The organism is Gordonia mangrovi (assembly GCF_024734075.1).
Taxonomy (GTDB): Bacteria; Actinomycetota; Actinomycetes; order Mycobacteriales; family Mycobacteriaceae; genus Gordonia; species Gordonia mangrovi.
Window position 1 is genome coordinate 5,054,053 of the sequence record NZ_CP102850.1, and the last position, 25,538, is coordinate 5,079,590.

At 64.8% G+C, this 25,538-nt stretch carries 32 protein-coding genes; 11 read left to right on the forward strand and 21 right to left on the reverse strand.

The genetic code is table 11. The annotated features are described in order from the left end of the window. Positions 1-208 precede the first annotated feature (208 nt). The 7 genes from NWF22_RS22900 to NWF22_RS22930 all read left to right on the forward strand — a co-directional run bounded on the left by NWF22_RS22900 (position 209) and on the right by NWF22_RS22930 (position 6,803). Positions 209-2,404, forward strand: a complete 2,196-nt coding sequence (locus NWF22_RS22900; protein ID WP_160902241.1) for an MMPL family transporter — start codon at positions 209-211, stop codon at positions 2,402-2,404. A gap of 315 nt (positions 2,405-2,719) precedes the next feature. After that, positions 2,720-3,214: a hypothetical protein gene (locus tag NWF22_RS22905; RefSeq protein WP_160902240.1), complete on the forward strand. Its 495-nt coding sequence runs from the start codon at positions 2,720-2,722 to the stop codon at positions 3,212-3,214. Positions 3,215-3,288: 74 nt separating this feature from the next. Then, positions 3,289-3,744 carry a hypothetical protein gene (locus tag NWF22_RS22910; protein WP_160902239.1) on the forward strand — a complete coding sequence of 152 codons (456 nt, stop codon included), beginning with the start codon at positions 3,289-3,291 and terminating at the stop codon, positions 3,742-3,744. A gap of 51 nt (positions 3,745-3,795) precedes the next feature. Further along, entirely contained in the window at positions 3,796-4,716 is a 921-nt protein-coding gene (locus NWF22_RS22915) for a dienelactone hydrolase family protein (protein WP_160902238.1), read from the forward strand. A 35-nt stretch (positions 4,717-4,751) separates the two neighbouring features. After that, positions 4,752-5,522, forward strand: coding sequence for a DUF6319 family protein (locus NWF22_RS22920; protein WP_202398622.1), 771 nt, complete (start codon positions 4,752-4,754; stop codon positions 5,520-5,522). 540 nt (positions 5,523-6,062) lie between these two features. Then, positions 6,063-6,314 carry a hypothetical protein gene (locus tag NWF22_RS22925; protein WP_160902237.1) on the forward strand — a complete coding sequence of 84 codons (252 nt, stop codon included), beginning with the start codon at positions 6,063-6,065 and terminating at the stop codon, positions 6,312-6,314. Between the two features lie 96 nt (positions 6,315-6,410). Continuing rightward, entirely contained in the window at positions 6,411-6,803 is a 393-nt protein-coding gene (locus NWF22_RS22930) for a hypothetical protein (protein ID WP_160902236.1), read from the forward strand. A gap of 35 nt (positions 6,804-6,838) precedes the next feature. Here the strand turns inward: NWF22_RS22930 and NWF22_RS22935 are convergent, their stop codons facing one another. Next, positions 6,839-7,435 (reverse strand): hypothetical protein, encoded by a 597-nt coding sequence (locus NWF22_RS22935; protein ID WP_160902764.1) that lies wholly within the window; start codon positions 7,433-7,435, stop codon positions 6,839-6,841. 181 nt (positions 7,436-7,616) lie between these two features. Here NWF22_RS22935 and NWF22_RS22940 point away from each other — a divergent pair, with 181 nt between their 5' ends. After that, positions 7,617-7,955: a glutaredoxin domain-containing protein gene (locus tag NWF22_RS22940; RefSeq protein ID WP_160902235.1), complete on the forward strand. Its 339-nt coding sequence runs from the start codon at positions 7,617-7,619 to the stop codon at positions 7,953-7,955. A gap of 42 nt (positions 7,956-7,997) precedes the next feature. Here the strand turns inward: NWF22_RS22940 and NWF22_RS22945 are convergent, their stop codons facing one another. Both NWF22_RS22945 and NWF22_RS22950 read right to left on the reverse strand, forming a co-directional pair. Next, on the reverse strand, positions 7,998-8,900 hold the full coding sequence (locus NWF22_RS22945) for an exodeoxyribonuclease III (RefSeq protein WP_258321253.1): 903 nt from the start codon (positions 8,898-8,900) through the stop codon (positions 7,998-8,000). Positions 8,901-9,420: 520 nt separating this feature from the next. After that, a complete protein-coding gene (locus NWF22_RS22950) occupies positions 9,421-10,929 on the reverse strand; it encodes a protein adenylyltransferase SelO (RefSeq protein ID WP_160902234.1) in 1,509 nt (502 codons plus the stop codon). Between the two features lie 123 nt (positions 10,930-11,052). Between NWF22_RS22950 and NWF22_RS22955 the strand changes: the two genes are divergently transcribed. Together NWF22_RS22955 and NWF22_RS22960 are read left to right on the forward strand one after the other, a co-directional pair. Further along, positions 11,053-11,508 carry a helix-turn-helix domain-containing protein gene (locus tag NWF22_RS22955; RefSeq protein ID WP_160902233.1) on the forward strand — a complete coding sequence of 152 codons (456 nt, stop codon included), beginning with the start codon at positions 11,053-11,055 and terminating at the stop codon, positions 11,506-11,508. Next, positions 11,505-11,882: a HepT-like ribonuclease domain-containing protein gene (locus tag NWF22_RS22960; protein ID WP_160902232.1), complete on the forward strand. Its 378-nt coding sequence runs from the start codon at positions 11,505-11,507 to the stop codon at positions 11,880-11,882. The genes NWF22_RS22955 and NWF22_RS22960 overlap by 4 nt, the downstream gene beginning before the upstream one ends. Positions 11,883-11,916: 34 nt before the next feature. Here NWF22_RS22960 and NWF22_RS22965 read toward each other — a convergent pair whose 3' ends face one another. From NWF22_RS22965 to NWF22_RS23035, 15 genes are all read right to left on the reverse strand, one after another. Next, entirely contained in the window at positions 11,917-12,672 is a 756-nt protein-coding gene (locus NWF22_RS22965; protein ID WP_160902231.1) for a hypothetical protein, read from the reverse strand. A gap of 226 nt (positions 12,673-12,898) precedes the next feature. Continuing rightward, on the reverse strand, positions 12,899-13,768 hold the full coding sequence (locus tag NWF22_RS22970; protein WP_160902230.1) for an urea carboxylase-associated family protein: 870 nt from the start codon (positions 13,766-13,768) through the stop codon (positions 12,899-12,901). 200 nt (positions 13,769-13,968) lie between these two features. Then, positions 13,969-15,243 (reverse strand): flotillin family protein, encoded by a 1,275-nt coding sequence (locus NWF22_RS22975; protein ID WP_160902229.1) that lies wholly within the window; start codon positions 15,241-15,243, stop codon positions 13,969-13,971. Positions 15,244-15,262: 19 nt separating this feature from the next. Further along, positions 15,263-15,757 carry a hypothetical protein gene (locus NWF22_RS22980; protein ID WP_258321254.1) on the reverse strand — a complete coding sequence of 165 codons (495 nt, stop codon included), beginning with the start codon at positions 15,755-15,757 and terminating at the stop codon, positions 15,263-15,265. A gap of 961 nt (positions 15,758-16,718) precedes the next feature. After that, positions 16,719-17,396 carry a hypothetical protein gene (locus tag NWF22_RS22985; RefSeq protein ID WP_160902227.1) on the reverse strand — a complete coding sequence of 226 codons (678 nt, stop codon included), beginning with the start codon at positions 17,394-17,396 and terminating at the stop codon, positions 16,719-16,721. Further along, positions 17,393-18,091, reverse strand: coding sequence for a MerR family transcriptional regulator (locus NWF22_RS22990; RefSeq protein ID WP_160902226.1), 699 nt, complete (start codon positions 18,089-18,091; stop codon positions 17,393-17,395). The genes NWF22_RS22985 and NWF22_RS22990 overlap by 4 nt, the downstream gene beginning before the upstream one ends. Positions 18,092-18,941: 850 nt before the next feature. Continuing rightward, entirely contained in the window at positions 18,942-19,343 is a 402-nt protein-coding gene (locus NWF22_RS22995; protein WP_160902225.1) for a type II toxin-antitoxin system VapC family toxin, read from the reverse strand. A gap of 26 nt (positions 19,344-19,369) precedes the next feature. Then, on the reverse strand, positions 19,370-19,609 hold the full coding sequence (locus tag NWF22_RS23000) for a type II toxin-antitoxin system Phd/YefM family antitoxin (protein WP_160902224.1): 240 nt from the start codon (positions 19,607-19,609) through the stop codon (positions 19,370-19,372). A gap of 168 nt (positions 19,610-19,777) precedes the next feature. Further along, positions 19,778-20,110, reverse strand: a complete 333-nt coding sequence (locus NWF22_RS23005; RefSeq protein ID WP_160902223.1) for a type II toxin-antitoxin system PemK/MazF family toxin — start codon at positions 20,108-20,110, stop codon at positions 19,778-19,780. Beyond that, on the reverse strand, positions 20,107-20,310 hold the full coding sequence (locus tag NWF22_RS23010; protein WP_160902222.1) for an antitoxin MazE-like protein: 204 nt from the start codon (positions 20,308-20,310) through the stop codon (positions 20,107-20,109). Before NWF22_RS23010 ends, NWF22_RS23005 begins: the two co-directional genes overlap by 4 nt. Positions 20,311-20,399: 89 nt before the next feature. Further along, the gene (locus NWF22_RS23015; protein ID WP_258321255.1) at positions 20,400-20,564 is read right to left on the reverse strand and encodes an antitoxin MazE family protein; all 165 of its coding nucleotides are present in this window, start codon (positions 20,562-20,564) and stop codon (positions 20,400-20,402) included. A 170-nt stretch (positions 20,565-20,734) separates the two neighbouring features. Continuing rightward, the gene (locus tag NWF22_RS23020) at positions 20,735-21,121 is read right to left on the reverse strand and encodes a type II toxin-antitoxin system VapC family toxin (protein ID WP_160904327.1); all 387 of its coding nucleotides are present in this window, start codon (positions 21,119-21,121) and stop codon (positions 20,735-20,737) included. After that, positions 21,118-21,246, reverse strand: a complete 129-nt coding sequence (locus NWF22_RS23025; protein WP_258321256.1) for a hypothetical protein — start codon at positions 21,244-21,246, stop codon at positions 21,118-21,120. The genes NWF22_RS23020 and NWF22_RS23025 overlap by 4 nt, the downstream gene beginning before the upstream one ends. Before the next feature lie 372 nt (positions 21,247-21,618). Beyond that, positions 21,619-22,005 (reverse strand): hypothetical protein, encoded by a 387-nt coding sequence (locus tag NWF22_RS23030; protein WP_160904326.1) that lies wholly within the window; start codon positions 22,003-22,005, stop codon positions 21,619-21,621. Then, positions 22,005-22,646: a nucleotidyltransferase domain-containing protein gene (locus NWF22_RS23035; protein WP_160904325.1), complete on the reverse strand. Its 642-nt coding sequence runs from the start codon at positions 22,644-22,646 to the stop codon at positions 22,005-22,007. The genes NWF22_RS23030 and NWF22_RS23035 overlap by 1 nt, the downstream gene beginning before the upstream one ends. An 830-nt stretch (positions 22,647-23,476) precedes the next feature. Between NWF22_RS23035 and NWF22_RS24610 the strand changes: the two genes are divergently transcribed. Then, entirely contained in the window at positions 23,477-23,818 is a 342-nt protein-coding gene (locus NWF22_RS24610; RefSeq protein WP_325064879.1) for a PIN domain-containing protein, read from the forward strand. Between the two features lie 75 nt (positions 23,819-23,893). On the opposite strand, the gene NWF22_RS23040 is transcribed toward NWF22_RS24610, so the two are convergent. From NWF22_RS23040 to NWF22_RS23050, 3 genes are all read right to left on the reverse strand, one after another. Beyond that, entirely contained in the window at positions 23,894-24,205 is a 312-nt protein-coding gene (locus NWF22_RS23040) for a type II toxin-antitoxin system PemK/MazF family toxin (RefSeq protein ID WP_160904324.1), read from the reverse strand. Then, the gene (locus NWF22_RS23045) at positions 24,195-24,428 is read right to left on the reverse strand and encodes a hypothetical protein (protein WP_160904323.1); all 234 of its coding nucleotides are present in this window, start codon (positions 24,426-24,428) and stop codon (positions 24,195-24,197) included. The genes NWF22_RS23040 and NWF22_RS23045 overlap by 11 nt, the downstream gene beginning before the upstream one ends. A gap of 275 nt (positions 24,429-24,703) precedes the next feature. Further along, entirely contained in the window at positions 24,704-25,381 is a 678-nt protein-coding gene (locus NWF22_RS23050; protein WP_160904322.1) for a TIGR00266 family protein, read from the reverse strand. Positions 25,382-25,538 lie beyond the last annotated feature (157 nt).

The following is a 25,538-nucleotide window of genomic DNA, read 5'->3' on the forward strand; positions in this document are numbered from 1 at the left end:
TCAACTCACACTCCTGTGTCACAGCGGCAAGCCTTCGCCTGCCGCACCATTCAGTCTAGGTATCCGGCGGCGCTTTATCCACGGGTTTCGCTGTGACATTGTCGACGCCGAGCTGCTCGCCGAGTCGGGGGCCGACCACGAATTCCGGGGGACATATTGGGTGGTTTCCCTGATTCCCTGAGGTGATCCGCTGCGTCACCATCGATTCATGTTCACATCGGTGGCGGGATGGACGGTTCGCAATCGCTGGTCGGTGGTGGCCGCATGGGCGGTCGCGCTCGTCAGTTGTGTTGTGTTGGCGGGCATGTTCGGCGGTGACTCGATCACGAACTTCGCCGACGACGAGCGCACGGAATCCGGAAGGGCGCTCGCCACCCTCAACGCGGCGGCCGGGGGATCGGCGGCCGACGAGGCGCGGGTCGTGGTGGCCACCGACCCATCCATGCCCGGCGGTGTACGAAATCCGATAGTCCGCACCGAGGTCGATGCGCTGCGCGACCTCATCACCACCATCGATCCCGACACCCGGATGGCTGACCTCTACGCGGCCGAAGTCACCAACGACACCGCGATCTCGCCGGATGCAACCGTGGGCTACACCACGGTGACCGTGCCGGCGCGGTCCGACAGCGAGCGCGCGGATCTCGTCGCCGAGATCAAGGATGCGGCCGCACAATTCGACGTCCCCGACACGCGCGTGAATTTCGCGGGCGACTGGTTCGCCGAGCAGGCTCCGGCGGGAATGGGCGAGGCCATCGGCATCGGCCTGGCGATGATCATCCTGCTCATCGCTTTCGGCACACTGGTGGCGGCGGGACTTCCGCTACTGACCGCGCTGTTCGGTGTCGGGGTCGGGGCGTCGGTGCTCCTGCTGCTGCAGAACGTGGTGGACACCCCGAACTTCGCGGTCTCGCTGACCGTGATGCTCGGAATCGGCGTGGGTATCGACTACGCGCTGCTCATCCTGACGCGTTTCCGCGCCGCGCTGGCAGACGGTACCTCGGTTCCCGATGCGGTGGTCGCGGCGATGGACACCGCCGGACGCTCGGTGGCGTTCGCCGGCGCGACCGTCACGATTGCGATCGCCGGCTTGCTGACGCAGGGCGGCGTGATCGGGCCGACGATGACATTGGCGGGGTGCGCCGGTGTGCTGGCCGTGATGCTGGCCGCCCTCACCCTGCTGCCGGCCCTGTTGGCGATCATCGGCACCCGAGTCAACAAGCTGGCCATACCCGGACTGCGGACCCGACCCGGCACCGACGGTGCGCTCGCCCTGCGGTGGAGCCAGACCGTGCAACGACACCCGTGGGGCGGGGTGCTGGTGGCACTGGCCATTCTGATCGTGTTGTCCATACCGGTGCTCGATCTCCGTCTCGGATTCGGCGATGCCGGCAACCGGCCGGCCGAGGACACCACCCGCATCGCCTACGACGACCTCGCGCGTGGCTTCGGTGACGGAGCCAACGGTCCACTGTTCCTGGTCACCGAGCTACCCGATGGCGCTGCTGATACCGAGCGGGTCCAGACACTCGCCGCAAGCCTCGAGAGCACGAGCGGCGTGGCAGCGGTCAGTCCGCCGATCCCGCTGGGACGAGTCGACGGCAACCCCGTCACGATGCTCACGGTTACGCCGACCACCGGACCCCAGGAGTTGGCCACACTCGACCTGATACACCACATCCGCGACACGGTGGTCCCACAGTCGGGGCTGCCGGTGGAGCTCACCGGGGTGGCGGTGGGCGGCAACGACTTCGCCGAACTCACGCTCAGCCGACTGCCACTCATGATCGCGGTGGTGTTGATCTGTTCGTTCGTGCTGTTGGCGTTGGCGTTTCGCTCCATCGTCATTCCGACGAAGGCCATCGTGATGAACCTGCTGTCGCTGGGCGCCGCGTTCGGTGTGATCGTCGCGGTGTTCCAGTGGGGCTGGGGGATGGAACTCATCGGGGTCGGCAAGGTCGGGCCCACCGAGGCCTGGGTACCGATCGTGCTGTTCGCGGTCGCCTTCGGTCTCGCAATGGACTACGAGGTGTTCCTCGTCTCGCGAATCCGCGAGCGGTACCTGGCAACCGGCGATGCGACGGGCTCAGTCACCGAGGGGCTGGCGAAGACCGCGCGGGTGATCACCGCGGCCGCCGCCATCATGGTGTGCGTGTTCGCGAGCTTCGTCTTCTTCGACGACCGCGGCCTCAAGGCGATGGGACTGGGGCTGGCGACCGCTGTGTTCATCGACGCGACGGTGGTACGGATGCTGTTGGTACCCGCGACGATGGAGATCCTGGGTCGCTACAACTGGTATTGGCCGTCGTGGCTGGCGCGCGTTCCGTCGCTCGATGGGGTGCATCGGAGCGCCCACGAGCCCGATGTACTCGCGGCCGTCCCGGCACGCGCCGACGTCCACTAGACAGCGAGTCTGTGCCGGTCACGCGGTGGCACTCCGGTCACGCGGCGGCAATGTCGCTCATCCGACCGGACGCGCCCGGGACGGCACTCCTGGGCTTGGCGGCGATCGGCCGAGCGCGGGGCGAGTTGGGCCTACTCGCATGCATTCGCGTGAAACGCCGATGCGGGTTCATCGCCGGGCCCGGCTTGCCGAACAGTCAGTAAGACATCACTACGATCGGTCACGAGACTCCGCGTCACCTCGTATGGCCGGCTCGGCGACGACACCGTGAGCAAGCGGATATCGATACCCGGACGCTCAGACAGGAGAGAAGCTGTGGCCAACAATCAGTCGGCGGCCGAATGGCCGCTGAAGGCTCGGACCATCGCCGAGGCCAGCGGTCGGGGCATTCGCGCGGCCCGCACACACGACCTCGACGCATTCGGCGAGGCTATCCAACAGCTCGAAATTCATCCCGAGGCGCGCGAGGTCCATGCCCACATGGTGCGTGAGTTGCTCGAGACACGGTTCCCGGACGGACTCTCCGGGGACGACCTCGCTGGGGTACTGACTCACACGATCGACGGCGCCGGCGCGTGGGATGCGCCCGTCGATCCCTCGGCGGTGGTGGTTGTCCTCACCGGCAGCCTGGGCGTGACCGACAGTCCCGACAGCGATGGAGCGACAAGTGACATCCCGCCGGCACGGCTCCACAGCGCAGCGATCCTGGTGATCGTCGATCTGGCGGCGGAAGCCGCACTGGATCATCAGCCCTATCTGGTGCGCGCCGTGGACGAGATACGACGGTCTCAGACCGTCGAGATGCCCTGATCGGCTACGCCGCGCATTATGCGGCACCAACTCGGGAAGACCCCCTGTCGGTGGCGTGTCGTAGCGTCAGGCCCATGACCACATGGGAGGCGATCACCACAGCTGTCGGCATCGCGCTGCGAGGCGAGCGAGAACGGGGTCGTGCCGAACTCCTGGCCTGCTGGTCTGCCACCGGGGAGTCCGAAGCTGGGCAGCGGTGCGTGATCGCGCACTATCTCGCTGACCTTCAATCCGACCTCGCCGACGAAGTACTGTGGGACCAAAGGGCATTGGACGCGTACGCACGGATCCACGATGCGGAACTCGCGCCGGTCGGGATCGACGACGCCCGCGGGATGGCACCGAGCCTTCACCTGAACCTGGGGGACGGGTACCTCCGGCAGGGCCGGGTGGCGTTGGCGCGCGAGCACGCGGCGGCCGGGCGTACCCTGGCCGACCGCCTGCCCGACGACGGCTACGGAAGACTCATCCGCGAAGGCCTCGACCGGCTCAGCGCTCGTGTCGGCCAAACCGACAGCCCACACAGGTGATCCGGCCGCATTCAGCCCCGATCCGCGGCACAACGGCGCATAATCGGCACCGTGACGCCGCTGCAGCGCTACATTGCGGAAGAGATCGCGACCGATCACGCCGACGGGTTGATGTCCCGGCGTGAAGCGCTACGTCGCTTGGGTCTGCTCGGAATGTCTGCGATCGGCGCGTCGTCCTTGCTCACCGCGTGTGGGGGAGGTGACGACGAAACCGCGGCCACGAGTAGCGCGGCCACAGCCAAGCCATCTACCGCTGGTCCCGACTCCGACGCTCCGGGCATGGACACCGCCGTGTCCACCGAAGCGATCACCTGGGCGGGGCCGCGCGGCGAACTGCAGGGCGCGTGGGCCGACGCCGCGGACCCGCAGGGCGGTGTGCTGGTCATCCACGAGAACAAGGGGCTCAACGACTGGACTCGTTCCGTCGTCGGTCGGATCGCCGGCATCGGCTATTCAGCTCTGGCTGTGGACCTGCTGTCCGAGGAAGGCGGCACCGCGTCGTTCGACGACCCGGCGGCGGCCACCGCAGCACTGGGCAATGCGTCACCCGACAGGTTGATCGCCGACGTCCGGTCGGGCCTCGACGAGATCGCGCAGCGGTTACGGGAAGCACCGCTCGCCGTCGTCGGCTTCTGCTTCGGCGGCGGGTTGACCTGGCAGTTGCTCGCGGCCGGCGAGCCGCGCATCGCCGCGGCCGTACCGTTCTACGGGCCCGCTCCCGACAACCCCGACTTCGCAGGGTCGCGGCAGGCTGCGGTGCTCGGCTTCTACGGCGCGAACGACGCCAGGGTCAACGCCACCCAGGCCACCGCCCAGCAGGCCCTCGAACAGGCCGGAATGGTCAACGAACTGGTGGTGGAACCCGACGCCGACCACGCGTTCTTCAATGACACCGGACAGCGCTACGACCCGACCGCCGCGGCCGACGCGTGGCAGCGCTTGCAGGACTGGTTCGCCGAATACCTGAGGTGAGTGGTCTCGGCACAGCCGTCGACGTCCCGGCCACCATGTTCGCACACGTGTGCGAACATGGTGTGGTGACTTCGCGCAGCAAAACCGGACTGACCGCCGACGACCTCGAATCGCTGTCCGCGGGTCTCGCCGCGGGCAAGCGGGTGACTGTCTACCTCCGCGACCCGATGCCTGCCCTCGGTCTCGAGGCCGGAGTATCGGCGAGGGTGGTGTCCATCGACGGGACCACGGTAATCGCGAGCCCGAAGGGCGTGGATGATCAGTTGCCGTTCGAAGCCGACGAACTGCATCGGACTCGAGCCGCGGCAGTATCTGCCACCGCACCGCGGACCCGCGCGTCGTCATCGGGCCCCACAACTGCACCACCAGCGAAGTCACCACGACGCCCACCGGGCGCGGTGAAGCAGTCAGAGTCGGCGCCTCCGAAAATGCCCCGCCAGCCGGCGCCGCCCGCAGCCGCGAAGACGACGCGACGTGGCAAGCCGGGAACAGCAGCCGTCAGCGTCACCGTGACGTCGGTAGATGCGACCACCTGGAAGGTATCGGTGATGCACGGCACCAAGAGGTCGGGCAAGGCCACCGAGGTGACGGCCGATCGGGTGGCTCGCGCCATGCGCGAGCTCGGCGACACCACCGCGATCGCGGCGGTGGATGGCGTGATCGAGTCGGCACGCGCGGCGGCGCAGAAACGAATCGAGGAGCTCAACGACGAACTCGAGAATGCGCGCGCAGCGTTGGCTCAGCTCGACGATCGACTCGGCGGCAGCGGCGCCACCACCCGTACAGGTACTGACCGGCCTGGTTGAGAAGGCGCGATCCGCGGTAGCGCCTCCGGCACCTTCGTCAGCGAACTGTTGTCGCACAACCACATCGGGCCAGAGACCCGTTGATGGAGAGTGCACGCAGTCATTCAGACCAATGAATCGGTCATTCCCACCCGAGAGACTCTGCAACGAATGAATACCATTGCTGCGGAATCGAACTCCACTACGCCGGTCGCCCGACTCCGCCCCACTCGACGTGCTGATCGAGCCGGAGACGGTCATACGTCCTGCGCTGCACGCGAGATTCGTCTAGCGTTCGAGTCGACAGATGCACAGCTGCTTTGGCGGGTTGGACCGGCACACGAATTTGTGTGCACCGCTACTCGGTCTGTTGCGCCGTCTGCGCTTGGGACGGTGTCGGTCGACGGAGACTTCGCACTCGCCGGAGACGATTCGGTCGGGAGAGTTCATGTTCAGAGCCAGAGCACGTCGTCGAAATACAGTCGTCGCAACGGCGTCGGCGCTTGCCGCCGCCATAGTCCTCGCCGCGGTCACCATGGCGCAGGAACCGCAACCGCAGCGGTGACCAACTTCTCCATCCTCTCGTCGCCGGGCGGCAGCTTCGGCACCAGTTGCAGCTACGAACTGACTGCGCTGACCTCCACCGACGAGGCCGATGTCTATTTCTACGATGACGGCGATCTGATCGGCTCCGGCGGTGTCACGCCGCGCGACGGAGTGGCAACAATCGACTGGACCCCGCAGACCCAGGTACACACATCCTCAACGCTTTCCAGAGCGGTGTACCGGGATTGCCGCTTCCGGTGCAGGTGACCCAAGGGCTGAACCTCGGCAGTGTCTGCTTTGGACTATGACGTGTTCACCGGCGGACACCCAGGTCCGGGAAGTCATCGAGGAGAGGGAAAGCACATGATGCCGTGGCACCTTCATCGTCTCGTCATGGTTGCGACGGCGCTTGCCGCCGCCTGCATCATCGGCGCCGTCAACCCGGCGTCGGCGGGTGCGGCCACAACCAGTCTTGCTGCTGCCCCCGGACCCGAAGGAACCTTCGGCACCAACTGCACGTACACACTCACCGCGCAGGTGGATACTGCCTCGCCCGTCATGGTGCACTTTTACGATGAGACGAGCTTGATCGGCAGCGCGACAGCCCGCGTACTCGCTGCCACGGTTGAGTGGACGCCGACCAGTACGGGCGAACACCAGTTGCGTGCGTATCAGGAGGGTTCAGGTCACAGCGAGTTCCTGACCGTGGACGTGCGTCAGGGCCTCGATCTCGGCAGCTCGTGCCTCGTGCTCTGAGTTACTCCGGGTGACAGTGCTACCGCGACGCGACCTCAGGCCGGCGCAAGTGCACGCTTGGCCTTCTCCAACGCGGCGAGCGTCCGCAGCACGGATTCACGTTTCGCGGTCAGATCGGACACTTTGGCCTTGCCGCTGAGACCGGATTCCTTCTGTGCGACCGCGAGGCGTTCCTCGATGTCTGTGAGCTGCGCCAGCAGGCGCTGCGCCCGGCTCGCGAGCTCGTCGTGGTCGGGGCGGGAGACGTCTGCGGGGCGAGCCGCTCCCGACCTGGCAGTCTGCGTCTTGCCGGCAGCCGCCTTGGCCTCGGCTTTCGCGGCGGTGGACGCGGGTCGGGCGGCGGGGGCACGCTGTCCGGACCGCGATGTACGGCGCGGCGGCCTGTGTGTGCGGATGCGGGTGAGTTCCGCCGACGCCTCGCGCGCCGCGACACGATGCTCGCGCTCTTCGTCGTCGTCGGACTCCACGGACCCACCCAGAGGTCGCAGACCATAGAAGCCGACGAATTCGCGTGCCTCCGAGATCGCCTGTTCCGCGGCGCGGCAGCGCCCGCACCGCGGTTCGTTGCGGAACTCCGCGACGTCCTGGTCGGACGAGCACCACACGCATTTCACCGGAGTGACGTCGGTCATGACAGCATCGGCAGCGAGAGAAGTCACGGGTGAAGAGACTACGACACAGAGGTTTTCACCTCACAATCGGGTTCACTTCGCCCCGTCGTGCGAGAATTGAAAGGTCGAGTTCGTGTCGAGGCCACAGTGAGATTTTCCTGCAGACCGCGGGCAAGGAGTCGACGATGAGGAAGGACGACTGATGCGCGCCACTGATCATGTCGACGGCGTCGAGGTGTTGTGGCGCCCTGGTTGCGCCTTCTGTGCGCGACTGCGCAGAGGTCTGCGCCGGCACAACATCTCGACCACTGAACTCAACATCTGGGACGACGAGAACGCCGCCGCACGCGTCCGCAACGTCACCGGCGGCGACGAGACGGTGCCGACAGTGTTTGTCGGGTCGGTTGCCATGGTCAATCCGAGTGTGCGACAGGTTGTCGCCGCTATCGAATCGGAGTTTCCCGATCGCGCACGCGAGTTCCTCGGTGACCGAGACACGACGCGGCGGTCGTGGTGGTCACGTCTGCGATGGCGCAGCTAGTGCCCGATCCGATGAGGTGAGCCGCCTGTGCGCGGCGATCGATCAGGGCCCGGACCCACCCGCTGCGCATTCCCGGTAGGTCACCACCAGCGGGGCATGATCGGACAGACGGTCGGCCGGCGACGGTTCCTTGTCCACCACGACCTCGATCGCGCGGCGCGCGAGATCGGGTGTCGCGAGTTGGTGGTCCACGCGCCAACCCACATCCTTGGTGAACGACTGTCCCGCCCAGCTCCACCATGTCAGCGGCCCGGCATGATCTCCGTGCACCCGCCTCACGACGTCGATGAGCCGTCGCCGACCGAGGATCGCATCGAACCAGTCGCGGTCTTCGGGGAGGAATCCGTCCATGGTGCGGGCGGCGCGCCAGTTCGTCACGTCGTGCTGTGTGTGGGCGATGTTGAGGTCGCCGGCGAGGAGGAATTCACGCCCAGCGCGTAGGGCCGCGACACGGTTCCGATTGAGTTCGCGGGCGAAGGACGTGAGGAATCGCTGTTTGCGCTCGTACTTTGCGCCGCCGTCCGGCTGATCTCGCATTGTTCCCCGACGTTGACGCTCCGCGGGTAATCCGCCCTTGGGCAGGTAGAGGCAGGCGACGGTCACGGGTCTGTCGGCGAGGTCGACCTCGAGGTAGCGGCCGTGAGTGGCAAACTCGCGGAGCCCGCGTGCTCGCGGTGGGTGCGTCACCCACGTGCGCACAGCCACGGGAGGCAGTCGTGTGAGCACGGCAACACCGTTGCGACCGGCCACCGATCCGACGTCTGCCGCCACCGAGTAACCCGGAAAGTCACCGAGCTCACCCGCAGGACAACGCAACTCCTGAATCGCGACGATATCGGCGGACCGCTCCGTCAGCCAGCGATCGAAGCCACGACGACGCGCCGCCCGGATCCCGTTGACGTTGAACGAAACGACCGTGAACGAATCGATGCCTGCGGAACCCACAACGACACTGTGCCGGATTGGTAGGAGAGCCGGACGCCGGGGTCGAACATCACGACGGGCCACGTCGATGGGCGCTTCGCACATCGAACTGTCGGCACGTGGTCTGACGTCCACGACTTCGGACCATCCTGCTACGACGATGTCAGTCGCTGATCCGCAATCGGCAGTTCGATGGATCTCGGTCAATCCCTTCGATCCACAGTCACGCCCACGTCACTGTGGTAGTTGTGAGTCATCGGGGGTTTCAGCTCCGGATTGCACGAGGACATCTCCACCGACAGTGCTCCGTCGGTTGCTCAAAGATGTTCCCGGGCAATCCTTTGGAGAATCGCAGGCTGCCGGTGATGCACGCGCAATCGCTCATTGTTCAGAAAGGCATCCCATGCTTATCGCTATTGTTGAGGCGATCAGAGACCTTCACATCGGCGCCTATGATCTGCTACTCGCGCTCCTTTCCACGGGTAGCGCCGGCAGCAGCTAGCCGGCCGTGCCGAGCCAAATACTCGGTTCGCGTACCACGTCAGGTCCCGCAGAAGGTCTGGAAACTGTCATTGAAGGACGCCGGGGCGGGCGCACCGAAGTGCGCCCACTCGCTGCGCGGCTCGTACGGATGCGTGACAGCGTCCATCAAGCGCTCGTACGGCGTCAGGTCGCCGTCGGTGGCGGCACGCAAGGCGAAATCCACTTGGTGGTTACGCGGGATGTAGAGCGGATTGACGCGATCCATCGCCGCGGCTGTTTGAGCTGGATCGCGCCCGAGGCGATCGAGAGTTCCATGCCAGCGGCGCAGCCAGGGGTCGGTGTGCTCTCGGGGGATGGCGTCGGCCAGCGCTGTCGGGTCGCCGCGGAGCTCGGCCGCGAGTGCCCGGAAGGTTCCCGTCCAGTCGGCACGGTGAGCGGCCATCAGGGTCACCAGGTCGTCGACGAGTTCTGGCTCGCCGAAGGTGTCGGTCAGCCCGATCTTCCTCGCCATCCCGGCGAGGAAGTGCTGCTGGTACCGGGTGTCGAAAGTGGACAGTGCCGCGGTCATCACGGCGATCGCCTCGTCCGCCGTCGGACCGACCAGCGGGAGTAGCGTTTCGGCGAGACGCGCCAGGTTCCACTTCAGCACGTCGGACTGATTGGCGAAGGCGTAGCGCCCACCATGATCGATGGAGCTGAAGACCGCGGCCGGGTCGAACGCGTCGAGGAAGGCGCACGGACCATAGTCGATGGTTTCACCGGAGATGGTGGTGTTGTCGGTGTTCATGACGCCATGGACGAACCCGACCAGCATCCAGTCGGCGACGAGTGCCGCCTGCCGCTCGAGCACCGCCTCGAAGAACGCGAGGTATCGGTTGCGACTTCCGTTGGGTGCGAGCCCGGCGAGATCCGGGTAGTGGCGACTGATCGCGTAGTCGGACAATGGCTGGACCAGCTCGGTGTTGCGGGCCGCGAGCTCGAAGGTTCCCACGCGAAGGTGGCTGGCAGCCACTCGGGTGAGGACGGCGCCGGGTTCGAGGCGCTCGCGGCGGACGTCTCGTCCGGTCGCGACGACCGCGAGCGAACGGGTCGTGGGGATACCCAACGCATGCATCGCCTCGCTCACCAGGTACTCGCGAAGCATCGGACCGACCACTGCGAAACCATCACCGCCACGCGAGAACGGTGTCGGACCAGAACCCTTGAGCTGCACGTCGACTCGATGACCGTTCATGTCGACAAGTTCACCGAGAAGCAACGCACGACCGTCACCGAGCAGCGGCGCGTAGTTGCCGAACTGGTGGCCCGAGTAAGCAGTGGCCACCGGATCGGCGCCCGCTGGAGCCGCCGCACCCGACAGGAGTGCGATGCCGTCTTCTGCACGCAGCGCTGCCGCGTCCAACCCCAAGGTCTCGGCCAATTCCTCGTTCAGCACCAGCAGCCGCGGATCGGGCACGTCGGCGCCCTTCCACGCCACGGTCAGCGGCGACAGTTCATCGGCGAACGTGCGCTCGAAGCCGGTGATCGCGGGGCTCGTGCGGGTGGGGGAGTCGGGACCTGCAGACACCGTTCCAGGGTAACCACAGGTTTTCGCACCGCTCTGATCAGCAGTGTCCCCATTGTCGGCGAGCGCCGGCCGCAAGTCAGCGAACCGGACGACGATATACCAAGAGTGGTATATCGTCGTGTTATGGATGCCGCCGAATTCAGTAGCCGACGGCAGCGCGCCGGCATGACACAGTCGCAATTGGCTATTGCATGCGGGATCGCGCAACCCCACATATCCGCGTACGAGAGCGGCGGGCGGACGATAACCCCAGATGTAGCCAATCGCGTCGAGGCGGCCACCAGGCAGCGTCCAACGGTTCTGCTCCGCCGGTATCGCAACGAGATCCGTGACCTGGTCAGCGCCCACCGAGGCTCGAATGTCCGGGTGTTCGGTAGCGCCGCAAGGGGTATCGACACGCTTGACAGTGACCTCGATCTACTCGTCACGTTCCTTCCGGACACGCACCTTGGCGAAGTGGGCGTCTTGATGTCCGAACTCAGCGACCTGCTCGGCATTGACGTCGATGTGGTCAGCGAAGGCGCGCTCGTTGATGATCGCTTTTCCCGGCGTGTGCTCAGCGACGCGGTACCTCTGTGACGTCCTACGGCGTCGGTGATGCACTCCGCGAGCGATATGGGGACCGTGTTGTCGACCGACTCCACGACCTCATCGACTACTGCGGCGAAGCCCGGCAGTTGGTCGACGACGGAAGATCCGTTCTGCTGACACAGTGGCGCCAGCAGCGCGCTGCCGAAGCTGTCGTCGGGCGGATCGGCGAGGCCGCTAGCCACCTTCCCGTGGAGTTCCGCAACGCTTACGCCGGGCAGCCTTGGGATCTGATCATCGGAATACGCATAGTCGTCGACCATCGGTACCGTAGCCTGGACTACAACCAGGTCTGGACAGCGTTAGAAGCGGCGGACGCTCTACGCCGATACATCGAAGACGACGTTTTCGGCAGCGGAGCGTAGGGGTTCGCCTCCCGACCGTCGGGCCCACCCCTCCTCAGGCCGCGTCGAGCGTGGCGATCGATCCGTCGGTGTAGTGGAGGATGTTGTCCTGCAGCGCGGTTCCGATTCTCGCCAGCAGCTCGACACAGGGCCAGAGCGGCCCTGGCACATCGGCACCACGGACTGTGGTGACGTCGAAACATGTCACCTCGGTGAGGGTCGACGACCGCCATCCGTCGCCGCGCAGCCATTGCAGATCACGACTGCGCGTCAGTGGTGCCAGCATCAGTCGGCGCGGACGGTCTGCCGTGACTGCAGACGCACCACCGCGCTCCAGGGTTTTCGTCCACCACAGCACGCCGTCGACGTCGACCTCGGGCATCGTCGCTCCGCCGGGAAGGCTCTCGCGAGCCCGGATCGGGGACTTGCTGAAGACGAACAGTCCGGACCCGCCTATGCCCGTCAGGCTTCGCGCGTCTCCTGCCGAAACCTCGATCGACGCGAGCGCGTCATTCACCGCTTGGGGCACCCAAACCGGCGTCAGGTTGCGCAGCACCTCAACCGCCGTGGTCGTGTGCATCAGGTTCCCGCAGAGCATGCGGTTGAGCGAGTCGTTGTCCAGTTGCTGTGTCACGACCTCATCGAAATCGGCGTCGCCTGGACCACGCCCGGCGCCGGCAAGCGCGTCCAGCTCAGTTTTGTACGCGGTGTCGCGCGCACCGATCATGTCCAGGTACGCCGCCCATTCGACAGACAGATCGCGATATGCCTGGACCAGTTCCCGGTGTATTCGCGGCAGACCGCCGGCCAACCACGGACGTGCGCGATCGACCTCGCGCCTGCCATGCGTGCGGCCTCGGCGGCCCGGTCTCGGTGTGCGGTGTTTCCTCGACATGGGGGCAACAGTAGGGGCATTGGGCGCTGAGCCCCTCGTCCGTATCCACAGGCCTACCGTCCATCCACAGCGGACGCACAGCCTTACACAAGACGCGGGAAATGTATGGGCCTCAGCCGCACAACCCGCGCAAGCGCTCTTGTCACTCCTGCCACCGAGTTCCTCGGGCGTCGTCACCCCAATTCGGCATGCGCATACCGTGCACATTGCGATAGGCCGCCCGTGGGGGTTCGTGCCAACCATCGAGCAGGGTGCCGGGCACCCGGTGGACCTCGACCGCCAGCGGCCGACACACCTCGAGAGGATCCCCGGCGTCGGGTCCCCACATGTGCACCGACAGATCCCCGCCCGGACACGTCGACATCGCACACAGCAGGTCGGTCTCGGCGAAGAACTCGAAGTAGTCGCCCGCCTGGGCGGGGCACGCTTTCATGAAGTAGCGGTCCTCGTCGTTGAGGCCGGTGCACTGGAACACGTTGAGCACGTCGTGCACGTCGAACTCGGTCAGGCCGTAGGGGAGGACGGCGCGAGTAAGGTTCGAGTGGCAGTGGAAGTCGAAGTCCTCCCCGGTGAGCATCCGATTGACATACGGGTCGCACCGGGTGCCGAGCAGATCGTGGACGCGTCCACCGTCGCCGTCGACGCCGTAGTCGGCCAGCGAGTCGGCGACCACGGTCAGCAGGGGACGCAGGAACGGCAGGTTCGACCAGATCCGGTCGTAGGTGCTGACGTGGGCGCGTTGGAGTTGTCGGGTGCGAGCCGCCCACATCCGTTCTCGCGGATCGTGCAGGTTCCACACGTTGAAGTCACCGACCTGTGGGCCTTCCGGGGTGAGCAGCCGACAGACGTGCCCAGCCGGAACGACCCAGGCCCGACCGGACCGGATCGGAACCGTGAACTGCTCGATCAGTTCTCGACCGTCAGTGGCGTCGGCGAGCCGATCGTAGAAGGCGCGGTCGACACTCAGCGCGCCGTTCTCGGTCGCCTGGTAGGCCGCGGGATAGTTGCCCATGCTGCACCCTCCTGTAGTGGTGTGTGGTCCAGCCTAGGGACTACGTGCGGAGAGAGGACAGATCCGCACAGAAAGCACCGGACCGAGAATGGGCCGCCCGCGTGTTGCCGTCACCCGTGAGTTCTGCACCGGCGCCATCGAACAGATCATGGACGGCGTCCGGGACGCGCTCGGATACTCGACGCGCACCGGAGGTGGTCTCAGGTCGGCTGCGTCACCGCACCGTCGGGGTCGTCGTCTTCGGTGTGTCCGGCGGTCGCGGTGAGCATCCCGGCCACGTCGATGCCGGTCGTGCTCTTGATGATCTCCAGCGTGCTGGTCAGACCGGTGCCGGCGCCCTTCGCCAATGGATGCAGCGACTCACCGACGAGGGTGACGTTGGCATCGGCGAGCGGTTCGGTGGCCGCGGCGACGATCGCCGGCAGCTTGTCGAGGACGAGTTCGAGCTGTCCGACCCGGTCGAGCCTGCCGAGGGCGTCGGCCCGCTTCTCGAGAGCTTCGGCCTCGGCTTCGCCGGTGATGCGGATACTGGTGGCCTTGGCTTCGGCCTCCGCGGTGATCTCGGCCTTCTTGGCCGCCGCGCGCTGCTGGGCGGCGAACAGCTCGGCTTCGGCCGGCCGGCGGACCTCGGCGTCGAGCTGGGTCTCACGCAGCCGGGCCTGCTGCTCGGCGACCTCGTTGTCCTTCTCGACCTGGATCCGGCGACGCTCCGCCTCGACGAGCGGTCGCACAGCGTCGGCTTCGGCGCGCGCCCGGTCGGTCGCCTCGCGGGCGGTCTCCCGTTCGATGTCGAGTTCACGTTGCTGCTCGATCACCGCCTGCTCGTTGGCGATTCGACTCTCCTCGGCGACCCGGTGGGCCTCGGCGCGGGACCGGGCGGCGATGGCGGCCTGATCCGAACGTTCGCGGGCCGCGAGATCGTTGAAGTACTGCCCGTCGGTGTCCTGGATGTCGTTGATGGAGAAACTGTCGAGCACCAGCCCCTGATTCTGCAGCGTCTCCTGCACCGACCGTGCCACCTGATCGACGAGGGCCTGGCGGTCGACCAATATGCTCTTGGCGGTCATGGTGCCCACGATGGAACGCAACTCACCGGAGAGTTGTTCGGTGACCAGGGCGTTCACCCGAGCGAGGTCATCGCCGAAACGCGGGCCGGCCTTGAGGATCGCCTCCGGGGCATCACCCACCTTGACCACCGCGACACCGCGGACGGTGAGTTCGATGCCGTCGTTGGCCGGCGTCTTGGTGTCCAGGTCGGCCTTGATCGATGTCAACCGCACCCGCGTCGACTTCTGCACCACCGGGAGTACGAAGGTGCCCGTGCCCCGATAAACCTTGCCCTGGTGGCCCTTACCGGTGCCGGTGACGATGAAGGCCTCCTCGGCACCCGGAACCCGGTACCGCGACATCAGTCCCAGTACGATGATCACCAACAGTCCGACGGCGATGACGACCGTCCACAGCGACTCAGACATGAATCCCTTTCAATGTGTCTCAGGTGGAGTCGGGTAGTTCGAAGATGCGCTCCACGAGGTAGAGGTCGCGTTCATCGACCCGGGCGACGATGTTGACCACGTCGTTGTGGCCGAATGACTCGCGGGCTGTGACCGACACCCGACGGGCTCCGAGCGGGGTCTGCACCTCGCCGCTGCCGATGCGGCCGGGCGTCACCGGTTCCACGATCCGGACCTCGCGACCCAGCATGTCCACCGAGGGCAACTCCTCCTCGGCTCCGACGAGGTAGCCCAGCACCGCGAAGGACGCCACCGCGAACACCAGGCCGGTTGCCAGTCCGGCGCCCAGCACCACCAGGGGGTTCGCTGAGGTGAAGGTGAGCAGCACCCCGCCGATCACCCCGAACCCGGTGACGAAGGGGGAGAGCACCGACAACAGGCCGACACCGCTGTCGCCGAGATCGATGTCGACCTCGCCGATGTCGAAGCCGATGATGGACAGCACCGAGAACGTGAGCCCGACAAGGCCGATCACCAGTAGGACCAGTCCCAACGGTCGCCCCCCTCGATCGATACCGCGAACCCGCTCACTCTAGCCCGAATGGTGCCTGGGTTGTGCCAACGGTCGTCAGTCAACCGATCGAATAGTCATCTCCCGTTTTTCGTCGACGAGCCGCTCTGCGGTCCAGGGCGGCGGCCGATGGGCATCGTTCTCCGGCAGCTGATGTGTCGGCCGCAAATCCCACGTCGAGGGTGCTGACATATCGCCGGACGCGACGACATGGAGAGTCTGATGACGCGCGGCGCAAGAGCGTATGGGTGAGGCCAGGCAACACAGCGAGCTCTGCTAGTTAGCGCGCAGGGGAGTGGGCGAACGGCGACGCGCTGACCTGCATGAATTCGAGCGATTCGTCCGCAACGGGCAAGCGAAGCCCGCGTGATGCTACTTCCACCCGCTCGGAACCTTGAGGAATCGATTCGACATCGACTGGCTATCGGGGTTCTCGGGGGCCCGCGTGTCCTCGGTGGCCGTCGGATTCATTGTTCTTCTCCTCTCCCGCAGTGCGCCAACGGGTCTAACCGTGCGTACTCAAGCTGGTGAGTCCACGGTAGGAGAGGGGTTTTCAGCCGTGCGGTAGTGACGTGCTGGGTGGCCTCCGCCAAATGTTGGCAGAGCGGTCGGACACAAGACGTGGACGCCGAGATGCTTTGTCGAGCATACTATCTGGACCGCCCCGGCAGACATCAGGGGCGAGTACATCCGCTCATATAATTGTCTACTTGTCCGGTCCGCACGTGATCGGTGGGCGCCGATTGCGGTGTTGCTGCGCCTGCTAGTGTCCCGCGTCGGAAGTTCGTTGATGATTTCGACGCCCAGGCGGCGCCTCTCTTCGTTGGCGTCGTCGCAGGTACATCCAGTACCTGCTTCCTCCGCCGCCTCGCGATGCATCCACCTGGACCGCCGAACTCATGAAACGAATTTCCGACGCGGGACACTAGGTGATGAGGGAGAGTCCGATGCGGTGGGCGAAAGTTTCGACTGCAGGACGCAAAGCGAGGTGGTCGAGGGGTTCGTTGAAGGCTGGCCTGGCTGGGAGTGCGTCGACTGCGCGTTCCCAGAGTGCGATCGAGCGGTTGGCGGGTTTGTTGGAGGTGGTGTAGATCAGCCCATCGACAGCATGGTGGCCGGTGTAGTGGGCGTGGATCGCGGTCGCCCACTGTCGGGAGATGTCGCGGCGACCGCTGGAGATGGCGGCGTTGCCGCCGGCGGCGGTCACCCACTCGCTGTCGGCGAGGTCCAGGAGCCGCAGCGGCCGGACGGGGGTGAATAGTACGAGGTGGGGCAGGTCTGTACGCGCGTCGACGGTACCGGTGTCGCGGAAACACTCCACCAGCGCAGTTTCCAGCACGGACATGGTGCGCCCCCGGCTGTCGCGAAGCCCGGCCCCCAGGTACATGATCGCGCGATCGTCGTGCATGCCTGCCGGAGGCAGGTGATGGTCGAAGCGGGACTTGGTGGGACCAAACCACCGGAAGTCGTCCCATGGCGCCGGGTATCGGCCGCCAGCGAAGTAGATGCGGCCAACCGACACGCCGGTCCCAAGTTCCCGTAGGTGGTCGTCGTCGAGGCGTGGGAATCGGGATGGGTCCGGTGGCGGTAGGTACTCGGTCACGAAGCGTGGACCACGAACGCGGTCGTGATGATGTCAACGACATGCTCGGCGTCTCCCCCGCTGCGCAGCCAGCCGCGAGGCGACAGCAGCTCGCCGCCGACGGTGAGGTCGGGGTGCGGAGTCTGCATGAACCACGCGACTGCAGTCGGGTGCGCGGTCGTGGGGAATGCCGGCGCGACTCGATCCCAGCCGGGGAGATCCCCGTCGTCGGTGAACTGGAAGGCAGGAAGCCGATGTGCCGTGCTGACCTTCACCGCCAAGAGCGTGCGGTTCGACACTCGCTGCCGAACGCGTCCCGCCGTCACCCCTAGCCTGGCGGCGGCCTCATCGGTGGTCAGCGCGGTCGCGAGAAGGTCACTGGTGCGTTGGATGGTGGTCGTCGAGGCCCGCTGCGCTGCGGGCGGCATCTCATCCACGAATGATCCAGCCGCCCGCAGTGCGGATTCCTGATCAGCGGTGATCGTCTGCGACGACGGTGACGACGGGACGGGGGAGACGCTCTCGGCGAGGGCCCGAAGAAGGTCGACCATCGGTACGCGGGTGGAGTTCTCGATCTGGTGCAGACTCGTCACGATAGTTGTGAGTTCGTCAAGGTGTGGGCGCTCCCCACGGTTCACCGCCAGCAAGATCTCGTCGAGGTCCTTCATGCCTTGGCTGACCGCGGCGGGACGGCGGGCACGTGCCGGGTTACTCATCACAACCCCTCCTAACGCTTACGCTTCAACGATAGCGCACGATAGCGTCGGGGGCTTCGCCGTCTACCGCCTGCCGGACACAGTCCTGTGGCGCTGCGACGAATTTTGAACCGAGTAGCTGCACGAGTTCCCGCGGATCCACCCTGCCGATCCGTCGATATCGGTGCGGCACAACCGGCTACGCCGTTCACGACGCCGTTCCCTCCGACAACGCAGCGATGGCGCACCTCCGTCCACAGTTGACTGGCGATCTCGAGGTGGGTGCCGGTGGCAGCGCTGAGCGAAACGTCGACCGGGATCTGGTGGAGTGACCGCAAGAGTGTAGTGCCCGTCGCGAGCGCGAGATTCGTCACTGTGACGTTTTGGTGGGGGCACTCGTTGGGGAACTGCGAGCGGGGTCGCTGGCAGGAAGATTGACGAAACATGCAGGTCGGCAACAACTTCTAGCAGCGTCAACTGTGTCGCCTACTTGGCTAATGGCAGACACTCGGCCGCTGTGTAGTGAGACGCCGACAAACAGACGTCGGATTCGCCACCTCGATGAAATTTCGCCAATTTGGGCGATCATCGACACCCAGTTCTCGCGCGCCTGCTTCGATTCGCCTGGTTGTATGCCGATAAGATACATTATGTCAAGTAACCCACTGCGTATTGCTTGCAGTACAACGGTATTCAGGTGCCGGAGTGCCTGTTTGATGACAACGTACTCGGGAGGTTGGTCACCCTACTTGGGACTCAGGTGACACCGCGATGAGACTGCGCTGGCGGAACACCCGCGACACCCGGCGGTCAAGTGCCGCGTCACGGGTGCCAATGACCTCGCGCATCAGAAATGAAGGAAACGCAGCCCTCAGGCTCCAGCATCTGGATGCGTCACCGAACGTAGCTCTAGTTGGGGTATGCCAAGAAAATCACTTGGGTTGCAGGTGTACAGCGGAATGCCGTTCGCGATGGCGCAGGCCGCGATTAATGCGTCATATGCCCGCGCACTGGGCTTTCGCCCCGATGAGCGTAGTGCCGCCGCGACGCCGCCGAAAGCTCGCGCGCTCTCGGCAGTGAATGCCAGCACCTCGAAATCCGCTTCCGCCTGCTGTACGTGCTGTTGCCGAGCACTTCGCTCGCGGTGGGTTCGCGCGACGTGCGGGCCAACCGAAAGCTCCGCAAGGGTAATCGCACTTATCACCGACTCCTGGGGCAGCTCGCCGGGATCCGCCAGTCTGCCGAGCAAAATCACCGTGGAGGTGTCAAGCATCCCCCGCGTTGTATCGACCGGCCCCGTCACAGGGACGAATCCAACACGCTATCGATGTCAGACCGCAGGGCGTCCGGGTCGATCTGCGGAAGATGGGCGCGCCGCCGAATCAGCTCGGCCGCGTTCACACTCTTTCTGGGCAGAGACCTGAGTTCGGCCACTGGCTCGCCGTCGCGCGTGACGACGACACGCTCGCCACGCGCGACCCTGCGCAGCACCTCGCCACCGTTGTTACGAAGGTCTCTGACACTCACCAGGTCGGTCATGCTACTAGTGTATCACCGGTGATACACACGCCGTCGGAGAATATGCAGCAATCGAATATGCAGGGTTACCAGTAATCCACTGCGTATTGCGCCGCGCCGCAACACTAGTCAGGTGCGTCGTTTTCGTCGGCTATGTGATTCGCCGGCCCCCTATTTGCCTACACGTCATCATCGGGCGAGTCCCAGGAACGCCATCAACGAGCGTTCGACTTCCACGAGCTGCTCGGATGTCAGACGGCCAACACGCGTCAGTACATTCGACCGCCGGACCGCGGTCAGCTTGTCAATCATCACGTCGCTGTCCCGATCGAGGCCCGAGATCGTATCCCGGTCTCCTGGGATACGAATCCGCAACAATGGCGCCTCGATGAGCTGGCTCGTCATCGGCGCAACCACCACCGACAGCGTTGAATCGAAGAGGTCGTCCTGGACGATGACAGCAGGCCGCGGCTTGGATGCATACACGCCACCCGCCACGGTCCAGATCTCGCCGCGAATCACGCCTCGTCGTCCCAGGGTGCCGCAACAGCCTCGACGAAACCCTGCTCGCCCTCATCGGCTTGCGCGACGAGAACCGACTGCGCGTGGGCTTGCGCAGCAAACTCCGGAGTACGTACATCGGGAACCCAGACCTGCAACGGTCGCAAACCGCGCTCCCGCATCCGGCGGCGATACTCACCCACCCTGTCCCTCACTGCCATGGCCCAATGTTACATGTAACGCCACGGAGTGGCCAGGCTGTGCTTAGGCGCATACATACCACCCGCCACGGTCCAGATCTCGCCGCGAATCACGCCTCGTCGTCCCAGGGTGCCGCAACAGCCTCGACGAAACCCTGCTCGCCCTCATCGGCTTGCGCGACGAGAACCGACTGCGCGTGGGCTTGCGCAGCAAACTCCGGAGTACGTACATCGGGAACCCAGACCTGCAACGGTCGCAATCCGCGCTCCCGCATTCGGCGGCGATACTCACCGACCCTGTCCCTGACTGCCCTGGTCAACATGTTACATGTAACGCTGCCGAGTGGCCAGCGTGTGAAATCCGGCGACGACTATGCAGCAACCGAATATGCAGGGTTGCCAGTAGCCTGCTGTGTATTGACCTGTTGCCCAACGGGTTATGCACTCAACCTCGGACCGCAGACACGCCGCGCTTCGCGGCCTCCGCGGCCAGGGCATTGTCGAAGGTTGCAAGGCTTGCTTGGTGTCGTATCGCGACATCGAGGACGCAACAGTCGGGCAACTTCAGCCCAGTGCTGGCGCGTAGTTCGGCAAGGCGTAGCGGCTCTAGGTCATCGTGGGCTGCGATCGCGATGCCAGCGGCAGTGATGTCTTCGCGCATCGAGGCGCCTTGTCCCACCCGGACGCCGCCAACCAGAACCTCCGCCATTGTGATCGTGTGCACGAACATCTCCCCGGGCGTGCCGGCCAATAAGACTTCGGTGGCAGCTCGATGATGCGGATCGGCAGGATTCAAATGAGCGATCAGCACACTGGCATCCAATGCAATCACGCCGGCCAGTCCGCTCTCAGCTCCGTGAGATAGTCGCGACCGAATGCCTCGGGATAGCGGCCCGCACTGGCCAAAACCGCGGCCTGGTGGTCCTGCTTGTCGGCGTTCTCGTCACTCTCGAGCACGTTTCCTCCCACCTCGACAAGTCGCACGAGCAGCCTTGATCGAGGCTCTCCGGGCCATCGCCTCGCCGCCCTGTCCAAGGCGCGGGCAATCGCCGGTGTCTCTGTCACCTGATATCTGGGACGCGTTGTCGGCACCAGACGAGTGTACCACCTGGCAGTCCGGTGATACACCGGCCTGCTCCGCGCCAATGGTGATATGCAGCAATCGAATATGCAGGGTTACCAGTAAATGGCTGCGTATAGCGCTGCGCCGCAACACTATATTCAGCAGCGTGCCGTTGTCGGATGACAAGGTAGATGAGACTTTGACACCCAAGTTGAGACTCGATGACACAGATCTGAGACTCCGAACTCAGTGAGCCGGCGTGTGCGCTATCCGCGAGCGGCTACGGCCAGTTTGGCCGACTCATCCAAGTGCTGCGCTGCGCGGATCATCCGCTTTAGCTCCGCGGAGGTTAGGTCCTGATGCGTGTACGCAGCCTTGTTCTTCAGGTTCAACAGCGTGTTCAGGTGTCGCTCGGATCCGCTGTCCGCACGCTTCAGGAGGGCTGCAGCCTCGGCGTGGTTGCCGGTATTGGAGTGCACACCAAGGCGAACACAGCAGATAACGTCTGAGGCTGCGATGCCAGCGTCGACGTACAAGTCCCCAGCGGCGTTGGGCATCTCCTCCCCGAGATGGTCAGCGGCATCCAAGAACTCGTTCGCCTTCGACATCCGCCCTGCGATGACCGCGGAGTCACAGTCGCGCTGCGACGCCATCAGAACCTCCCCGACGCGGGGCGCAGCTGCGCGTTGAACCAGGACCGCGTACCCGCAACGGTGAGGCCTTGCTTCGCTACGTCACGAAGCAGAGGTTCACCCGCGGCAGCCGCGGCGCGGAATTCGTCCGCAGCGTACTCGACTATGCGGCCGTCGTTGCCGGTCCACGCTGTGATGAGCCGGGCAACCTCTGTCACCCGATGCCCCCACACGTCGTCACCTTCGCGGCCCCAGTCCCCGGCGCGCACCAGGATCAGGTCAATGTCGCTGTCTCGCCGCATATGCCCCGTCGCCGCCGACCCGAAAACCGCAGCGTACCGCAGCGTCTTACCCCACTCTCGGAGGTGCTCTTCGAGACGGTTCAGAAACGCGGAGTTCAGACGTGCCAACGCCATGATCGGCTCAGCGGCGAGGTGTTCAGTGTTGAGTCGATAGGTATTCGTCCTACCCACCTGGTCGTGCAACACCACGCCCTGAATGGCGAGTCGGTTGAGGACCTTGCGGATGCCCTCAGCCGACGCCGTGGTGAGAATACGATGGACCTGGCTGATCGTGAACGTAGCGTCTGCGGACGCCAACACCGCGAGTACGTCTCCGTCCAGGGTCGGCGTTACCGTGGCAAATGGTTTGTTCAATTGCACGCACGACACCTCCTGAGGTTGCAACTAAAGTTAGAGTAACACAACTATAGTTGACTTTGGTCGCATGGAGTTGCCCAAGAGTCACGCGGGAGATTCCTGCGAACCGGAGTCGTACGGCACAGCGAAGCGGCCTATCTGACCGGTCAGCACCCCGCTCGTTCGTTCGCCACGCCGCACCACTTCCTACGCCTAGGCTTGCTCCCGCGCGAAGCTACCAGTTAGCCAGGCTGCGCGCCCCGGTTCGAGTGATTGGAATATGCAGCAATTGAATATGCAGCGTAACCAGCAAATTCCTGCATATTGCGCTGCAACACTATTCAGGAGCGCGCCGTTACTGGTGGCCATGGATTCGGCTGCCGACCCCTCGATGAGTCGGCTCGTCATCGGCGCACTCCAAGGCGCGGCGACAGCCTCGACCAGATCCTGCTCATCCCCGTCCGCGTCGGCCTCTGCCACGAGAACCGACTGCTTGTGGGCTTGCGCGGCGAACGCTGGCGTTCGCACGTACCTCGTGCCATTCCGTCCTATCCTGTAGCACATGAGTGCGCCGCGCGAAGTAAGCCAACGCGACCTCCGCATGCGTTCCAAAGAGATCATGGACGCGGTGGAGTCCGGCGATTCGTTCACGGTTACCCGCGACGGCCGTGGGATTGGGGGAACTCGTCCCCCTACGTCGACGACGTAGCTTAGTTTCCCGCGCAGAGTTCGCCCGCGGCTCGGTGTCGGCTCCATTGATTGATGTAGAGAAGTTCCGATCTGATCAGGACCGCGTATCCGACGGGACGTTGAGCGACCCGTATGCCTGACGAAGCACGGCGGGGCCGGACGAGATGGCAATTAGTGCGATCACCTTGGCTGTGCTCTCCGCTGGCGTACACCTGGTAACTGGCGACGACCCACAGGCCTCCGACGAACGCGCACGCCGCGCCGATGTTCTCCAGCGCGTCGAGAACGAGTTCGACCCCTTACCGTTCGGCGCCGATGCTGCTCGCGCATTCGGCCGCATCAGCGCCGCGGTCCAAGCTCGCGGAAGAACGCCGCGGAGACGAGTAGCGGACCTCATGATCGCATCTGTTTCGTCCGCAGCCAGGCTCCCCCTCTACACCACCAACCCCAACGACTTCGAAGGCTTGGACGACATCGTTCGCGTCATACCCGTGAGTCGCCCCTGAGACTGACCTCAGCTCGAGTCTCTAATCGACAGGGGCCAGAGAAACCGACGCACCGCGGTGAGTTTTGTCAGCCATCTACAACTCGAGAACCACCCGGAGTGCAGCGTCGACGCGCCGCAACTCTTCATGAGTCAGGTAGCCCACGCTGCCTCCGAGTCGCCCAGGATCAACCGCCGCAACCTGCTCAGCCAGGACCCTCGTTGTCCGACCTGCGACCTCTACTTCAGGCCTGAATGTCGCGGCACGCGCCGACGTCGATGTCGGCGCGACCAGCCAGGTCGAAAGCGGCAACTGGTCGGATTGCGCCACCACCGCGTAGCGGGGGCCTACCTGTTCATGGCCGCGGACATCCTTGGGAGCGCGAAGTCGGTACACCTCACCTCGCACGTAGCGCCTCCATGTCCCGAAGCACCTGCGCGACCTCAGCTCGATCGATCGGGTCCCCGGCCAGCGCTTCCGCCTCCTCGCGTAGCGACTTGGCAGCCTTGAGCCTTGCTGCGTCGATGAGCGCAGCACGGACCGCGGCAGATACGGGCGTACCGTCTTCCGTCAGGATCGACAGCGCCCGAGAGGTGTCTTCATCGGGTCGGAATGTGATGGTGTCAGCCATCGTCCAATTGTAGGACAATCTGTAAGACAAGTGGTGTGGGCCCGTTGAAGCCTGAGGAATTTGCAGCAATCGAATATGCAGGGTCAACTGCAAAATGCCCTGCTATTGTGCTGCGCCGCAGCTGAATTCCTCGAGTGCCGTCGAATGAACGACATATACGAATGCCGTCGGCGTGGCGTATACCTTATCCGCGAGCGGCTACTGCCAATTTGGGTTCAGGTGTCGCCTCGGATCGCGCACCGCATCTGGTACGTCGCGAACTGTGATGACCACCACTAGGAGCTGGACCGCTGGGGGTTGACCTCCTTGATCCAATCGATCAGGTCGTTGCTCGACCGCGTCTGCAACCAGACGCGTCCGGGGCCCACGAAGTCGGTGACCAGTCCCTCGCCACCGAGCAGTGTCGATTTCCAGCTTCCGGCCTTGCGGACCTTGTACTGCACCGACTCGTCGAAGGCCACCACGTGGCCGGTGTCGAGAGTCAGCGCCTCGCCGGCGGCGAGCTCGGTGGCGACGATCGCGCCGTAGGACGACAACAGCAGCCCGCCCGCACCGGTGCAGCGGAGCAGGATGAGCCCTTCACCGCTGAAGAACGACTTGTGTCCGCCCCATTTCGAATCGACGTCGATACTGGGATCCGACGCTATCCAGGACCCGGATTGCACCAGCAGCGCCGTCCTTCCGTCGAGCATGAGCGAGGTCATGTCGCCGGGCAGGGTCGCGGCGACACCCACTTGCCCTCCGGACCCGGAGTGAAAGTCGTTGACAAAGAAGCTCTCCCCGCCGAGGCTGCGCCGCAGACCCTTGAAAAAGCCACCGCGGGTGGAGGTCTCGATCTGAATGTCACCACGGGTCATCGCCATCGCGCCGGCCTCGACCCGAACCGATCCACCCGGCGGAACGGTGATCGTGCCCATGGCGAAGGCGGGTCCGGCACTGATGTCAACATCCATGATGTACTCCTCGGCGTCGCGCGGTCTGTGAGCCCGTCGGGGGCATCCAACTGTAACCACAATCACCGCACCGAGGAATACAGTGGCCGCGAAGGTTCGGACCGCCTGAGGCGCAGGGCCGGCGGGAGTCCTCCGCCTGTCCAACTGCCTCAGTTCC

Coding starts and splice junctions, on each gene's coding strand:
- NWF22_RS22900 (WP_160902241.1), top strand. CDS start 209: ATGTTCACATCGGTGGCGGGATGGACGGTTCGCAATCGCTGGTCGGTG.
- NWF22_RS22910 (WP_160902239.1), top strand. CDS start 3,289: ATGACCACATGGGAGGCGATCACCACAGCTGTCGGCATCGCGCTGCGA.
- NWF22_RS22920 (WP_202398622.1), top strand. CDS start 4,752: ATGTTCGCACACGTGTGCGAACATGGTGTGGTGACTTCGCGCAGCAAA.
- NWF22_RS22930 (WP_160902236.1), top strand. CDS start 6,411: ATGATGCCGTGGCACCTTCATCGTCTCGTCATGGTTGCGACGGCGCTT.
- NWF22_RS22935 (WP_160902764.1), bottom strand. CDS start 7,435: ATGACCGACGTCACTCCGGTGAAATGCGTGTGGTGCTCGTCCGACCAG.
- NWF22_RS22940 (WP_160902235.1), top strand. CDS start 7,617: ATGCGCGCCACTGATCATGTCGACGGCGTCGAGGTGTTGTGGCGCCCT.
- NWF22_RS22955 (WP_160902233.1), top strand. CDS start 11,053: ATGGATGCCGCCGAATTCAGTAGCCGACGGCAGCGCGCCGGCATGACA.
- NWF22_RS22970 (WP_160902230.1), bottom strand. CDS start 13,768: ATGGGCAACTATCCCGCGGCCTACCAGGCGACCGAGAACGGCGCGCTG.
- NWF22_RS22975 (WP_160902229.1), bottom strand. CDS start 15,243: ATGTCTGAGTCGCTGTGGACGGTCGTCATCGCCGTCGGACTGTTGGTG.
- NWF22_RS22990 (WP_160902226.1), bottom strand. CDS start 18,091: ATGAGTAACCCGGCACGTGCCCGCCGTCCCGCCGCGGTCAGCCAAGGC.
- NWF22_RS22995 (WP_160902225.1), bottom strand. CDS start 19,343: ATGCTTGACACCTCCACGGTGATTTTGCTCGGCAGACTGGCGGATCCC.
- NWF22_RS23000 (WP_160902224.1), bottom strand. CDS start 19,609: ATGACCGACCTGGTGAGTGTCAGAGACCTTCGTAACAACGGTGGCGAG.
- NWF22_RS23010 (WP_160902222.1), bottom strand. CDS start 20,310: ATGGCAGTGAGGGACAGGGTGGGTGAGTATCGCCGCCGGATGCGGGAG.
- NWF22_RS23015 (WP_258321255.1), bottom strand. CDS start 20,564: ATGCGGGAGCGCGGATTGCGACCGTTGCAGGTCTGGGTTCCCGATGTA.
- NWF22_RS23030 (WP_160904326.1), bottom strand. CDS start 22,005: ATGGCGTCGCAGCGCGACTGTGACTCCGCGGTCATCGCAGGGCGGATG.
- NWF22_RS24610 (WP_325064879.1), top strand. CDS start 23,477: ATGGCAATTAGTGCGATCACCTTGGCTGTGCTCTCCGCTGGCGTACAC.
- NWF22_RS23045 (WP_160904323.1), bottom strand. CDS start 24,428: ATGGCTGACACCATCACATTCCGACCCGATGAAGACACCTCTCGGGCG.
- NWF22_RS23050 (WP_160904322.1), bottom strand. CDS start 25,381: ATGGATGTTGACATCAGTGCCGGACCCGCCTTCGCCATGGGCACGATC.